The sequence below is a fragment of the Nitratireductor sp. J20-h4 genome (assembly GCF_056780505.1).
On record NZ_CM165557.1, the window covers coordinates 532,101 to 544,977 of the forward strand.

General features: G+C 66.5%; 13 protein-coding genes and 2 tRNA genes. 14 read left to right on the forward strand and 1 reads right to left on the reverse strand.

All coding sequences use genetic code 11. The features are described 5' to 3' along the window. Positions 1-143: 143 nt before the first annotated feature. The 3 genes from mscL (at position 144) to galE (ending at position 3,151) form a co-directional block, all read left to right on the forward strand. Complete coding sequence (gene mscL / locus ACT2B0_RS02575) at positions 144-569, forward strand: large conductance mechanosensitive channel protein MscL (protein WP_473461125.1); 426 nt, start codon at positions 144-146, stop codon at positions 567-569. A 178-nt stretch (positions 570-747) separates the two neighbouring features. After that, the gene (locus ACT2B0_RS02580) at positions 748-1,920 is read left to right on the forward strand and encodes a pyridoxal phosphate-dependent aminotransferase (protein WP_473461128.1); all 1,173 of its coding nucleotides are present in this window, start codon (positions 748-750) and stop codon (positions 1,918-1,920) included. Positions 1,921-2,158: 238 nt separating this feature from the next. After that, positions 2,159-3,151 carry a UDP-glucose 4-epimerase GalE gene (gene galE, locus ACT2B0_RS02585; protein ID WP_473461131.1) on the forward strand — a complete coding sequence of 331 codons (993 nt, stop codon included), beginning with the start codon at positions 2,159-2,161 and terminating at the stop codon, positions 3,149-3,151. A 254-nt stretch (positions 3,152-3,405) separates the two neighbouring features. On the opposite strand, the gene ACT2B0_RS02590 is transcribed toward galE, so the two are convergent. Beyond that, positions 3,406-3,480: transfer RNA gene (locus tag ACT2B0_RS02590), tRNA-Thr, on the reverse strand. 175 nt (positions 3,481-3,655) lie between these two features. On the opposite strand from ACT2B0_RS02590, the gene ACT2B0_RS02595 reads away from it, so the two are divergent. The 11 genes from ACT2B0_RS02595 (at position 3,656) to ACT2B0_RS02645 (ending at position 12,842) form a co-directional block, all read left to right on the forward strand. Continuing rightward, positions 3,656-3,853 (forward strand): hypothetical protein, encoded by a 198-nt coding sequence (locus tag ACT2B0_RS02595; protein WP_473461133.1) that lies wholly within the window; start codon positions 3,656-3,658, stop codon positions 3,851-3,853. A 136-nt stretch (positions 3,854-3,989) separates the two neighbouring features. Beyond that, positions 3,990-5,279 (forward strand): UDP-N-acetylglucosamine 1-carboxyvinyltransferase, encoded by a 1,290-nt coding sequence (murA, locus tag ACT2B0_RS02600; RefSeq protein WP_473461136.1) that lies wholly within the window; start codon positions 3,990-3,992, stop codon positions 5,277-5,279. A gap of 115 nt (positions 5,280-5,394) precedes the next feature. Continuing rightward, on the forward strand, positions 5,395-5,829 hold the full coding sequence (locus ACT2B0_RS02605) for a DUF2948 family protein (protein WP_473461139.1): 435 nt from the start codon (positions 5,395-5,397) through the stop codon (positions 5,827-5,829). A gap of 13 nt (positions 5,830-5,842) precedes the next feature. After that, positions 5,843-7,135, forward strand: coding sequence for a histidinol dehydrogenase (hisD, locus tag ACT2B0_RS02610; RefSeq protein ID WP_473461141.1), 1,293 nt, complete (start codon positions 5,843-5,845; stop codon positions 7,133-7,135). Further along, positions 7,101-7,628 carry a UPF0262 family protein gene (locus tag ACT2B0_RS02615; protein WP_473461143.1) on the forward strand — a complete coding sequence of 176 codons (528 nt, stop codon included), beginning with the start codon at positions 7,101-7,103 and terminating at the stop codon, positions 7,626-7,628. The genes hisD and ACT2B0_RS02615 overlap by 35 nt, the downstream gene beginning before the upstream one ends. Before the next feature lie 83 nt (positions 7,629-7,711). Further along, positions 7,712-8,122, forward strand: a complete 411-nt coding sequence (locus ACT2B0_RS02620; RefSeq protein WP_473466216.1) for an arsenate-mycothiol transferase ArsC — start codon at positions 7,712-7,714, stop codon at positions 8,120-8,122. 94 nt (positions 8,123-8,216) lie between these two features. Continuing rightward, positions 8,217-8,435, forward strand: coding sequence for a translation initiation factor IF-1 (gene infA, locus ACT2B0_RS02625; protein ID WP_106572222.1), 219 nt, complete (start codon positions 8,217-8,219; stop codon positions 8,433-8,435). Positions 8,436-8,476: 41 nt separating this feature from the next. After that, positions 8,477-9,109: a Maf-like protein gene (locus ACT2B0_RS02630; RefSeq protein WP_348332085.1), complete on the forward strand. Its 633-nt coding sequence runs from the start codon at positions 8,477-8,479 to the stop codon at positions 9,107-9,109. Positions 9,110-9,209: 100 nt separating this feature from the next. After that, positions 9,210-9,416, forward strand: coding sequence for a DNA gyrase inhibitor YacG (gene yacG, locus ACT2B0_RS02635; protein WP_348332088.1), 207 nt, complete (start codon positions 9,210-9,212; stop codon positions 9,414-9,416). 314 nt (positions 9,417-9,730) lie between these two features. Then, a tRNA-Phe gene (locus ACT2B0_RS02640) sits at positions 9,731-9,806 on the forward strand. A gap of 354 nt (positions 9,807-10,160) precedes the next feature. Further along, on the forward strand, positions 10,161-12,842 hold the full coding sequence (locus ACT2B0_RS02645; protein ID WP_473461146.1) for a bifunctional acetate--CoA ligase family protein/GNAT family N-acetyltransferase: 2,682 nt from the start codon (positions 10,161-10,163) through the stop codon (positions 12,840-12,842). Positions 12,843-12,877: the final 35 nt, after the last annotated feature.

Consider the following 12,877-nt stretch of genomic DNA (forward strand, 5'->3'; position numbering starts at 1 on the left):
TGGAGGCACAGCCACCCTGCCGTGGTGGCAATTGCGCCGATTTTGTACCGCCGCCGGCATTTTCTTTGTGCCGCCTGCCGGTATAGTCACCGTTGGCGGCGCGGTCGCGCGGTCGGGGGATTGTCGGGCTAGGAGAACCGCATATGTTGAAGGAATTTCAGGAGTTTGTCGCCAAGGGCAACGTCATGGACCTTGCCGTCGGTGTCATTATCGGCGGTGCGTTCGCGCTGATCGTGAAATCGCTGACCGACGATATCATCATGCCGATCGTGGGGGCGATCTTCGGCGGCTTCGACTTTTCCGACTATTTCGTGCCGCTGTCGTCGAGCGTCACCGCCGCGACGCTGGACGCCGCGCGCGAGCAGGGCGCGGTGCTCGCCTACGGCAATTTTATCACCGTGCTGCTCAATTTCCTGATCCTGGCCTGGATCATCTTCCTGATGGTCAAGGCGGTCAACAATCTGCGGCGCCGGCTGGAGGCCGAAAAGGAAGCCGCGCCGCCGCCGGCGCCTCCGGCCGACGTGAAGTTGCTCACCGAGATCCGCGACCTGTTGGCCAACGGCAAATAGGCGCGGCGGGAAGGAGGTTGTGCGGGCGGCGAACCGACCTGGGCGGTTTTCGCGACAGCCCGTGCGACAGCAGCAAGACGATCACGGCGGCGAGACAGCCGCCGCCATGATTTGGCGCATTGGGCGCGGCGCAAGGACTTGCCGCGCCGGTTTGGTCGATTGTTTGCCGGAGCCGGTCGTGTTGTCGGAGCTTTTTCATCACCTGCGCGACGAAGCGCGGCGCGCGCCTGAAAGCGGCATCACCGCCGTGATCGGGCACGGACGTGGCCGCCCGGGCCTCATCCCGCTCTGGGTCGGGGAAGGGCATCTGGCCACGCCCGGTTTCATCTGCGACGCGGCCGTCGACAGCCTGCGCGGCGGCGACACGTTTTACACTTGGCAGCGCGGCATCCCGGAGCTGCGCGCCGCGCTCGCCGCCTATTACCGGCGCCGGTTCGACGCGGACTTCGCCGACGAGGAGTTCATCGTCACCGGCGGCGGCATGCACGCCATCCTGCTTGCGCTGCAGGCGGTCGCCGGCCACGGCGACGAGGTCGTCTACATCGCGCCTGCCTGGCCGAATTTCGCCGCAGCCGCCGAGATCGCCGGCGCGCGTGCGATACCGGTTGAGCTCGATTTCTCGGACACTGGCTGGACGCTCGACCTCGCCCGGCTGGAGGCCGCGATCACCCCGCGTACCCGCGCCGTGTTCGTCAATTCGCCGGCGAACCCGACCGGATGGACCGCCGGCAGGCCGACGCTGGAATTTCTACGTGACATCGCTCGCCGCAAGGGGCTGTGGCTGATCGCCGACGAAATCTACTCGCGCTTCCATTATGACGGCGCGCGCGCGCCGTCCTTCCTCGACGTGACGGAGGCCGACGAGCGCATCCTGTTCGTCAACAGCTTTTCCAAGAACTGGGCGATGACCGGCTGGCGGATCGGCTGGGTGCGGATTCCGCCGCAGTTGCAGCAGGTGTTCGAGAATCTGGTGCAATATTCCAATTCCGGCGTGCCGCATTTCCTGCAGCGCGGCGCGGTCGCGGCGCTGGAACAAGGCGACGCCTTCGTGGACGAACAGGTCGAACGCGCGCGCACCGCCCGCGATCGGGTCTGCCGCGCACTGACGGCGACCGGGCGGGTGCAACTGGCGGTGCCCGAAGGCGCGTTTTATCTCTTCTTCGGTATCGACGGGGTGACGGATTCGCACCGCGCCGCGCTCGACATCATCGACGAAGCCAATGTCGGTCTGGCGCCGGGCGCGGCGTTCGGCGCCGGCGGCGAAGGGTTTTTCCGCTTGTGCTTCCACCGGCGCCTCGACCATGTCGAGGAAGCCGCCGCACGGCTTGCGGACTGGATCGTGAAGCGGTAGCGGCCTCCGCGAACGCTGCTTTCCAGTCGACCCGGGTGCCGCCGGGCTCTGACGCGGACCGATCTTAACCTTCCGCTAGGGCAAAGCTGCGCATGATACGCGATGACCGCGCTGCATTCAGGTTTTGGCGTATTGTTGACTCGCGGGTTTTCCCTAGCGTGCGGCGGCCCGTCCGCGCGCCGCTGCGCCACTGCCGATGCTGCCCGGACACACAGTCGAGCCAAACGGGGGTAGGGCGATGGCGGTGCTCATCACCGGCGGAGCCGGCTATATCGGCAGTCACATGGTCTGGGAGTTGCTCGACCACGGCGAGGATGTCGTCGTCGTCGACAATCTGGCCAGCGGTTTCGAATGGGCCGTTGCCCCCGAGGCGGTGTTTTACCGGGGCGACGTCGCGGATTCGGCGCTTGTGCGGCATGTGATCGCGACGCACTGCATCGATGCGGTGATCCATTTCGCCGGGTCGGTAGTAGTTCCCGACTCCGTGGTCAGGCCGCTGGCCTATTACGAAAACAACACCTGCAAGTCACGGGCTTTGATCGAGAGCGCCGTCGACGGTGGCGTGCGCCATTTCATCTTTTCGTCGACCGCCGCGGTCTATGCGGCGGGCGGCGTCGAGCCGCTCGGCGAGGACGCGCTGGTCGCGCCGCAAACGCCTTACGGCATGTCGAAGCTGATGGTCGAGCAGATCCTGTGCGACGTTGCCATCGCCCATCCGCTCGACTACGCCGCCTTGCGCTATTTCAACGTCGCCGGCGCCGACCCCAAGGGCCGCGCGGGGCAGTCGACGGCGGGGGCCACCCATCTGGTCAAGGTCGTCTGCGAGGCCGCGCTCGGCAAGCGCAGCCATGTCGACGTTTTCGGCACCGACTACGATACCAGGGACGGAACCGGCGTGCGCGACTTCATCCATGTCAGCGACCTGGTGCGGCTGCACCGGCTCGCCCTGCAGCGCCTGCGCGCCGGCGGCGGAAGCCTGATCGCCAATTGCGGTTACGGCCATGGCTATTCCGTGCGCGAGGTGATCGAAAGCGCCAGAAAGATCGCCGGCCGCGACTTTCCGGTCCGCGAGGCCGCGCGTCGCCCGGGCGACCTCGCCAGCGTCATCGCCGATGCCGCGCGCGCCCGCAAGGAACTCAAATGGGCGCCAGGCTTCGACGATCTCGACACAATCGTGGAATCCGCACTCGCCTGGGAAGACGACCTCTCGCGCAAGAATTCCGCGGCCTGACACCGCTCAGCTTGTTCGGCCGGGGCTTCACATTTCGCTAACCATACCTATATAGTTTGGAAGCTGATTGCTTCCATCGCCGACCACGGATGTACTGGCGGGGTGTCGAGGCAGTGGAGAAAGGTCGGGTTCGCCCCGGCCTTTTTCGTTTTCTGGCACGTTTTTCTGGAAAGAGGGGTCCGGTGCGCGCTGGCCTTCGGCTGCGGCCGGAGACAACACGACAAGAAGCCCGGGACCAAGGGAAGCCATGTGTCTGGTGCTGCCGGAGAGATTCGAACTCTCGGCCTCTCCCTTACCAAGGGAGTGCTCTACCCCTGAGCTACGGCAGCAGTCCGGTCGACGCGGCGGACTTCTGGCATATCGGACCGGCAAGCGCAAGCAGGCCGGCGCCATTTTTGACAGGGCCGCAAAGCGTTTCAGGCGGTCGGTTTCCGTTGCGGTTGATCGCCAGGCCCCGGGCGGGGTATTTCTGGAGCGAACGATAGACATAGGGCCGGGGAGACGATGGCCGACAAGACGCAAAAGCAGGACGACGGCGCGGAGCGAAAGGCGCGGCTTGCCGGGCAGTTGCGCGCCAATCTCGCCCGCCGCAAGGCGCAGGCGCGCGCGCGACGCGCCGGCGAGGCCGATCAGCGCCCCGACGGCCTCGATACGGCGAGCGCAGAAAGCGGCGGAGAGGCCGCGCCGGACGACGGACAATAGGCGCACCGCCCGATTTCGGCCTTTTTGCCGGTTAGACGTTTTGCGGGGATTTTCTTGAACCGGGCGGCCGGCTGGCATAGACCGGCCCCTCAAGAAAGCAACACCAGCAGGCGCAGGCGCGCCGAAAGCGGGTTTAATGGACAAGATCAGGATCGTCGGCGGCAACACCTTGAACGGGGCGATCCCCATTTCCGGCGCAAAGAACGCGGCCCTGCCGCTGATGATCGCCGCGCTGTTGACCGACGATACGCTGACTTTGGAAAATGTCCCGCATCTGGCCGATGTCGAGCAGCTGATCCGCATTCTCGGCAATCACGGCGTTGATTATTCGGTCAACGGGCGCCGGGAAAGCCAGAGCGACGGCTATTCGCGTACCATCCACTTCACCGCCCGCAACATCGTCAACGCCACCGCGCCTTACGAGCTGGTTTCCAAGATGCGGGCAAGCTTCTGGGTGATCGGCCCCTTGCTGGCGCGCATCGGCGAGGCGCGCGTGTCGCTGCCGGGCGGCTGCGCCATCGGCACGCGGCCGGTCGATCTGTTCATCGACGGGTTGCGCGCGCTCGGCGCCGAAATCGACATCGACAATGGCTATGTCGTGGCCCGCGCCAAGAACGGGCTCGCCGGCGGACGCTATAAATTTCCCAAGGTTTCGGTCGGCGCCACCCATGTGCTGATGATGGCGGCGTCACTGGCCAGGGGCGAGACGGTGATCGAAAACGCCGCGCGCGAACCCGAGGTCGCGGACCTGGCCAATTGCCTCAACGCCATGGGCGCACGCATCTCCGGCGCCGGAACCGACACGATCCTGATCCAGGGCGTGAGCGCGTTGTCGGGGGCCCGCCATCGCGTCATACCCGACCGGATCGAAACCGGCACCTATGCGATGGCGGTGGCGATGACCGGCGGCGACGTGCTTTTGGAAGGCGCGCGCGCCGACCTTCTGGAAACCGCGCTCGACGCCATCGCGCGCACCGGCGCCGAGATCAACACCACCAACGAGGGCATCCGCGTGACCCGCAACGGGGCCGGTATTGCGCCGGTCGACATCGCAACGGCGCCGTTCCCCGGCTTTCCGACCGATCTGCAGGCGCAGTTCATGGGACTGATGACCCGCGCCGAGGGACGCTCGCGCATCACCGAGACGATTTTCGAAAACCGCTTCATGCATGTCCAGGAACTGGCCCGGCTCGGCGCCCAGATCAGCCTGTCGGGGCAGACGGCGATCGTGGAGGGGGTGGCGCAACTGAACGGCGCGCCCGTCATGGCGACCGACCTGCGCGCCTCGGTGTCGCTCGTGATCGCGGGTCTCGCAGCAAAGGGAGAAACCACGGTCAATCGGGTCTATCATCTCGACCGTGGTTTCGAGCGGCTGGAAGAAAAGCTCTCGCGCTGCGGCGCGGAGATTGAACGCATTTCCAGCTGATCGTGTCGTCCAGGCGCCGGCGCAGCCGGGAATCGCGGCACCGGATTGCGCTTGCCGACAAGACCGCCTAACACAGGCGCGAAATGGCACACCGACCGGAACCGGGCCGATATCCATGTCTTTTCTGAAACTTGTGGCGCTCGACACCGACGATCTTCGCATCATCTCGGCCCATGTCCAGGATGCGGTGCTCAAGATCGGCGACATTGACTATCTGCCGCGTGAACGGCGGGTCGTGCTGCCGATGAACCGGTTCGTATGGGAAGCGCCCAAGAAACTGCTGGTGCCGCGCAACGAGCGCCGCAACGCGCTCTTGCATTTCGCCCGCGTCCTGTCGGTCAAGTCCTCTGGCATCGCCCGCGACAAGCCCGACGACGGCCTGTCGCTGCTTGCCTTGCGCTTCATCGAGGGCGACGCGCCGGGCGGGGTGGTCGAGCTGGTCTTCGCTGGCGACGGCGTGCTGCGGCTTGAGGTCGAGTGCATCGAGGCGCAACTGGCCGATCTTGGCGGCGCCTGGGAGGCGCGCGCCCGGCCCAGCCACGGAATTTGAGGAACGGCCGGCAATGGCAATCACACTCGATGCGCAAAAGGCCGATTTCGAGACGCGCTTCGCGGCCTTTCTGGAAACCAAGCGCGAGGTTTCCGACGATGTCGACCAGACCGTTCGCGATATCATCGCCGATGTGCGCTCGCGCGGCGACGAGGCGCTTATCGATTATACGAAACGCTTCGACCGCAACTCCCTGTGTGCCGAAACGCTGCGCATCGGCGAGGCTGAGTTCGACGCCGCTCTTGCCGCCGCCGATCCGGAGACGGTCAAGGCACTGGAGCTTGCCCGCGACCGGATTTCGGCGCATCACCGGCGCCAGTTGCCGGCCGACGACCGCTATGCCGACGCGTTGGGCGTCGAGCTCGGCTCGCGCTGGACTCCGGTGGAATCGGTCGGCCTTTACGTGCCCGGGGGCACGGCGAGCTATCCCAGCTCAGTGCTAATGAACGCGGTGCCCGCGCAGGTGGCCGGCGTGGAGCGCGTGGTGATGACCGTGCCGACGCCCGACGGGGTGCTCAACCCGCTGGTGCTGGTCGCCGCGCGCCTGGCCGGCGTATCGGAGGTCTATCGCCTTGGCGGCGCGCAGGCGGTCGCCGCGCTTGCCTACGGCACCCGAACCGTTCGGCCGGTGGCCAAGATCGTCGGGCCGGGCAACGCCTACGTCGCGGCCGCCAAGCGCCAGGTGTTCGGCAAGGTCGGTATCGACATGATCGCCGGCCCCTCCGAGGTGCTGGTCGTTGCTGACGGTGACAACGATCCCGAATGGATCGCCGCCGACCTGCTTGCCCAGGCCGAACACGATACCGCAGCCCAGTCGATCCTGATCACCGACGATGCGGCGTTCGCGGCGGCCGTCGAGACCGCCGTCGCCGGCCAGCTCAGGCAGTTGACGCGCGGCGAGACCGCGGCGGCGAGCTGGCGCGATTTCGGCGCCATCATCCTCGTGCCGTCGCTGGAGCGGGCTGTCGCGCTGGCCGACCGGATCGCGCCCGAACATCTGGAACTTGCCTTCGACGACGCCGAAGCCTTTGCCGCGCGTGTGCGCAATGCCGGCGCGATCTTCATCGGTCGCTATACGCCGGAGGTGATCGGCGACTATGTCGGCGGCTCAAACCACGTCCTGCCGACCGCGCGCTCGGCACGGTTTTCCTCCGGCCTGTCGGTCCTCGATTTCGTCAAGCGCACCTCGATCCTGAAACTCGGGTCGGAGCAGTTGCGGGCCCTGGCGCCGGCGGCGATCGCGCTGGCCGAGGCCGAGGGGCTGGGCGCCCATGCCCGGTCCGTGGCCATCCGGCTCAATATGTGAGGCGGCGGTGGAACAGGGCATCGGCACCACGTCCCGCCTTGTCGACGTCGTCCTCGATGAATCGATTGGGCGCTCGACGCCCGATGTCGAACATGAACGCGCCGTCGCGATTTTTGACCTGATCGAGGAAAACCGCTTCTGCCCCGTCGGCGACGAGGGCGGCGGCCCCTATCGCTTGCGCCTGTCATTGGCCGAATCCCGGCTGGTGTTCGAGGTGTCGCGCGAGGACGGCGCCGCCGTCGTCACCCATATCCTGTCGTTGACGCCTTTCCGGCGCATCGTGAAGGATTATTTCATGATCTGCGAAAGCTACTACCAGGCCATCCGCAGCGCCACGCCGTCGCAGATCGAAGCGATCGACATGGGGCGGCGCGGCCTCCACAATGAAGGCTCGCAGACATTGATGGACCGGCTGGCGGGCAAGATCGAGGTCGATTTCGATACGGCGCGGCGGCTGTTCACGCTGATCTGCGTGCTGCATTGGCGTGGGTGAGGGCGTCCTTGAGTGCGCCGGCCGCCCCCGCAGCCAGCCCGTCCCCGGGCACCGGACGCGTCGCGCCCAACTCGATCCTATTCGTGTGCGGCATGAATGCGATCCGCTCGCCCATGGCCGAGAGCATCGCCCGCGCCCTGTTGCCGGCCAACGTGTTTTTGGCCTCGGCCGGCGTGCGGGCCGGCGAGCGCGATCCGTTCGTCGACGCCGTGCTTGCCGAAAACGGCCTGGTGCCGCTTGAGCGCCCCCCGCGCACGCTCGACGATCTGGAGGACGATTATTTCGACCTGATCGTCACGCTGGCGCCCGAGGCCCACCATGCCGCGCTCGAACTAACGAGGGCGCTGTCGGTGGCGGTCGAATACTGGCCGACTCAGGACCCTTCCATCGTGTCCGGATCGCGCGAAACCATCCTCGCCGCCTATCGCGAGGTGCGCGATCGTCTCGACGCCCGGATTCGCCAGCGTTTCGTCCCCGGCGCGCCGGCGCAATAAGCGTGTTCACAAGCGCGGGATAATCATATAGGTTCCGCGCGATCTGCGGCCCGCCAGGGTGCCGGCTGCATATGCTCTCAAGAAAAGGTACCGAATGTCGAAGGAAGAAGTCCTCGAATTTCCGGGCACCGTCACGGAATTGCTGCCCAACGCAATGTTCCGGGTCAAGCTCGAAAACGAACACGAAATCATCGCCCACACGGCCGGACGAATGCGCAAGAACCGCATTCGCGTTCTGACCGGGGACAAGGTTCTGGTCGAAATGACGCCGTACGACCTCACCAAGGGCCGCATCACCTACCGCTTCAAATAGCGCCCGGCCCGTAGCGGTCGCCGCGTGCCGACGGTTCATTCATGAGCGTATTCCAGAATCTGGTGCTGGCCTCGGGGTCGCCGCGACGCATCGAACTGCTGCAGCAGGCCGGCATCGAGCCCGACCGCGTCTTTCCCGCCGATATCGACGAAACGCCCGCCAAGGCCGAGCATCCGCGTTCGCTGGCCAAGCGCCTGTCGAAGAGCAAGGCGGAAAAGGCGTATGCGGCCCTGTCGGCGGAGGATGGCTTCGAGGGCGCCTTCATCCTGGCCGCCGATACCGTCGTGGCGGTCGGGCGCCGCATCCTGCCCAAGACCGAATTGCTCGACGAGGCGTCCAACTGTCTCAGGCTTCTGTCGGGACGGTCGCACCGCGTCTATACCGGCATCTGCCTGAAGACGCCGTCCGGCAAGACGCGCCAGAAACTGGTCGAGACCAGGGTGCGCTTCAAGCGGCTGTCGCGCGAGGAACTGGAAAGCTATCTCGCCTCGGGCGAATGGCGCGGCAAGGCCGGCGGCTACGCCGTGCAGGGGCTCGCGGGCACCTTCGTCGTCAAGCTGGTCGGTTCCTACTCCAACGTCGTCGGCCTGCCGCTCTACGAAACCGTCAACCTTCTGACCGGCGAGGGCTACAAGGTGCATTTCGCCTGGCTCTCGGGCGCGCACACCGCCTGACGCTTCGGCCCGGCGACGCAGGGCGGATTTGACGCCGCCGCCCGCGATCCGATATGGCGGGGCAAGACACGGTTTTGAAGGCGCGGCGGCTGAGATCAAGATGAACACTGCAGACGGTTTTAAGGTGACGCCGCTCAGGCCGCGCGCGAAATGCCCCGAATGCGGCAAGCCGTCGGCGCGCCCCACGTTTCCCTTCTGCTCGACGCGCTGCAAGGACGTCGATCTCAATCGCTGGCTTTCCGGCCGCTACGTCATCCCCGGCGACCCCGCCGACATCTCCGGCGACGGCGAAGACGGTCCTTCCTGAGGCGTGCCGGGTCCCTCAACGCTGGTCCTGAGCGTGCCGGGCGTGGCCCTGGACCATCATGCAGTCGCGGCGATGCGCGCTTTCCGGGCCGCGTGCCGTTTCGGTGATCCGGCGCGCCCCGCGCCCGGATGCGCGCCATTGTCCGGCCTGTGTCCGGCGGCACCGCCGGGCGTTCAAAAACGGCTTCGTACCCGCCTGCGAATTTTCCCTGCGGCGGCGCTGGACAGGGATCAAACTCGTGCTATAACCCACGCGCTTTCGGGCTGGTTCGCGCCGGTCTTCAGCACTCCGGCCGGCGGGCGATCGTCGGCCGTGCCCAGGTAGCTCAGTTGGTAGAGCAGCGGATTGAAAATCCGCGTGTCGGTGGTTCGATTCCGCCCCTGGGCACCACTTTTCCAATGAAATCAATAAATTGGACGAATGGCGCGCCGGCCCTCGGGCGAGCGGGTTCGTGTTGGGTGTCATTGCGGGTCTTGGCCGCGCGGGTTGAGGATGGTTCTTGCGCCGCCGCCGCGGTTTCGCCAAATGCCCGTCGCAACGGACATCTGCCCGATGGTCTTTCGGCATTGACCCGCGCCCCAGTCCGCTTCACCCACTCAGGCGTGGTTCTCCGCTTGCGCAGAAGAAGAACGCGCCTCTGGCGAATCATTCACGAGCAGGTAGTCTGGATGCCGTAAGAGCGGACACTCGGCGCGCATGTGCCGTGCAATCCGCCCGCATCGCCCAGCGCCAAGGAGCATCGCAGTGACCATCCGCAATCTCGAGAACGCCGTTCATCCCAAATCGCTTGCGGTCTTCGGCGCCTCGGTCCGCGAAGGGTCGGTTGGCCGCGTGGTGCTGCAAAACATCGTCGATGCCGGTTTTCGGGGCGAGATCTGGCCGATCAATCCGAAATATGACGAGGTCGCCGGGCGGCGTTGCTATGCCGGCGTCGCCGATCTGCCCGGCATTCCCGACCTTGGCGTCATCGCAACGCCGCCGGCGACCGTGCCCGGCATCATCGGCGATCTCGGCGCCAGGGGCACGCGCGCCGCGGTGGTCATCACCGCAGGGCTGACGCATGAGAACGGCTTGCGCCAGGCCATGCTCGAGGCGGCCCGCCCGTATCTCTTCCGCATCATCGGGCCGAACACGCTCGGGCTGATGATCCCGCCGGCCCGGCTCAATGCCGGCTTCGCACATATGGCGGCCAAGCCCGGCAATATCGCGCTTTTGTCGCAATCGGGCGCGATCGCGACCTCGCTGATCGACTGGGCGGCGGAAAACCATCTCGGCTTTTCCCACATCGTCTCGCTGGGCGACATGGCCGATGTCGATGTCGGCGACTGGCTCGACATGCTGGCCGGCGACGCGCACACAAGCGCGATCGTGATGTATCTCGAGACGATCCCCAATCCGCGCAAATTCATGTCGGCGGCGCGCGCGGCCGCGCGCGTCAAGCCGGTGATCGCCATCAAGTCTGGCCGCCACGAAGCCGCGGCCAAGGCGGCCGCCACCCATACCGGCGCGCTGTCGGGCGCCGACCGGGTGGCCGACGCCGCGCTGCAGCGGGCCGGCATCCTGCGCGTGAAAAGCCTTGCCGATCTTTTCGACGCTGCCGAGACCACTGCCCGTTTCGCGCCGCTCGAACGCGCGCGGGTCGCCATCGTCACCAATGGCGGTGGCGCCGGGGTGCTGGCCGTCGATCAACTCGTCGACTGCCGGGGCGAACTGGCCGCACTGGCGGACACAACCATCGAGCGACTGAACGCCGCCCTGCCGGAGACCTGGTCGCATGCCAACCCGGTCGACATCATCGGCGACGCCGCGGCCGTGCGTTACCGCGCGGCGGTCGCCGCGGTCGCCGCCGATCCGGGCGTCGATGCGGTCATGGTGCTCAACTGTCCGACCGGCCTGGCCTCGCCGATCGAGGCCGCCGGCGCGGTTGCCGGCCTGACGACCAGGGGCATGATCGACGGCAAGCCGGTTCTCACCTGCTGGCTCGGCGATCACACCGCCCGCGAGGGCCGCCGCATCCTGCAGCAAGCCGGACTTGCCAGCTTCGAGACACCGGCCGCCGCCGCCACCGCCGTTTCCTATCTCAGCGACTGGTCGCGCGCCCAGCGCGCCCTGATGCGCGTGCCGTCGAGCGGCGGCGAGAATGTCGAAAAAAATGGCGATGAAGTCCGGGCCGTGTTCGCCGCGGTGGCCGGGGAGGGGCGGCGCATGCTGACCGAGCCGGAAGCCAAGACCGTCATCTCCGCCTACGGCATCGCCGTGCCGGAGACGGTCGTGGCGGGATCGCCTGCCGAGGCCGGCAAGGCGGCCGCCAGGCTTTTGCAGGACAACGAAAACGTGGTGGTGAAGCTGTTGTCGAAGGCGATCTCGCACAAATCGGATGTCGGCGGCGTCGTGCTCAATTTGAGCACGCCCGAGGCGGCCGGCGCGGCGGCCGCCGAGATCGAGAGCCGGGTTCGCCAGCACGCGCCGCAGGCCGATATCCAGGGCTATGCCGTCCAGCCGATGGTGGTGCGCAAACATGCGCAGGAACTGATTCTGGGCATGAGCAACGATCCGATCTTCGGGCCGGTCGTCCTGTTCGGTGCCGGCGGCATCGCCGTCGAGGTGATGGACGACACCGCGATCGCGCTGCCGCCGCTCGACAGCGTGCTTGCCGGCGATCTGATCGAGCGCACCCGCATCGGTCGCCTCCTGGCGGGCTATCGCGACCGCAAGCCGGCCGATCGCGAGGCGATTGCGGCGGCGCTCAAGGGCCTGTCGCAGCTGATTGTCGATTTCCCCTGCATCGTGTCGATCGACATCAACCCGCTTTTGGCGGACGCCGCCGGCACGATCGCGCTCGACGCCCGCGTCGAGATCGACCCCGGACGCGTCGACGAGGTTGGCCCCAATCCGGCGCTGGCGATAAGGCCTTATCCCGACGGCTGGGAAAAGCGGATCGATGCCGGCCCCGCGCGCTACGACATTCGCCCGATCCGCCCGGCCGACATCGCGCTTTATTCGGACTTTCTGGCCCGCATCGCGCCAGACGACATCCGTTTCCGCTTTCTCGCCCAGCGCAAGAGCTTTCCCCATCAGATGCTGGTTCGGCTGACCCAGCTCGACTATGCGCGCGAAATGGCGTTCGTGGCGCTCGACGCGACCACCGGTGAGCTGGCCGCCGTCGGGCGGTTGTCGGCGGACCCCGACAGGGAAAAGGCCGAATATGCGCTTCTCGTGCGCACCGACCTGCAGGGGCGCGGGCTCGGCTGGGCGCTGTTGTCGCAGCTGGTCGACTATGCGCGCAGCGAGGGCATCCGCCGCATCGAGGGGTACGTGCTCGCCGACAACGAAAAGATGCTCGCGCTGTGTCGCGAATTCGGGTTTTCGGTCGCGCCCAGCGAAACCGAGCCGGGCCTGTGTGTGGCCGCGCTGGAGCTGCGGTAGAGCGCGCTTTGCGCGGCGACGAACAGTCTCGGTCC

What these genes read in the sequence shown, in the direction of transcription:
- mscL (WP_473461125.1), top strand. Translation starts at nt 144, where the DNA reads ATGTTGAAGGAATTTCAGGAGTTTGTCGCCAAGGGCAACGTCATGGAC.
- galE (WP_473461131.1), top strand. Translation starts at nt 2,159, where the DNA reads ATGGCGGTGCTCATCACCGGCGGAGCCGGCTATATCGGCAGTCACATG.
- ACT2B0_RS02595 (WP_473461133.1), top strand. Translation starts at nt 3,656, where the DNA reads ATGGCCGACAAGACGCAAAAGCAGGACGACGGCGCGGAGCGAAAGGCG.
- ACT2B0_RS02605 (WP_473461139.1), top strand. Translation starts at nt 5,395, where the DNA reads ATGTCTTTTCTGAAACTTGTGGCGCTCGACACCGACGATCTTCGCATC.
- hisD (WP_473461141.1), top strand. Translation starts at nt 5,843, where the DNA reads ATGGCAATCACACTCGATGCGCAAAAGGCCGATTTCGAGACGCGCTTC.
- infA (WP_106572222.1), top strand. Translation starts at nt 8,217, where the DNA reads ATGTCGAAGGAAGAAGTCCTCGAATTTCCGGGCACCGTCACGGAATTG.
- ACT2B0_RS02615 (WP_473461143.1), top strand. Translation starts at nt 7,101, where the DNA reads ATGCCCGGTCCGTGGCCATCCGGCTCAATATGTGAGGCGGCGGTGGAA.
- murA (WP_473461136.1), top strand. Translation starts at nt 3,990, where the DNA reads ATGGACAAGATCAGGATCGTCGGCGGCAACACCTTGAACGGGGCGATC.
- ACT2B0_RS02630 (WP_348332085.1), top strand. Translation starts at nt 8,477, where the DNA reads ATGAGCGTATTCCAGAATCTGGTGCTGGCCTCGGGGTCGCCGCGACGC.
- yacG (WP_348332088.1), top strand. Translation starts at nt 9,210, where the DNA reads ATGAACACTGCAGACGGTTTTAAGGTGACGCCGCTCAGGCCGCGCGCG.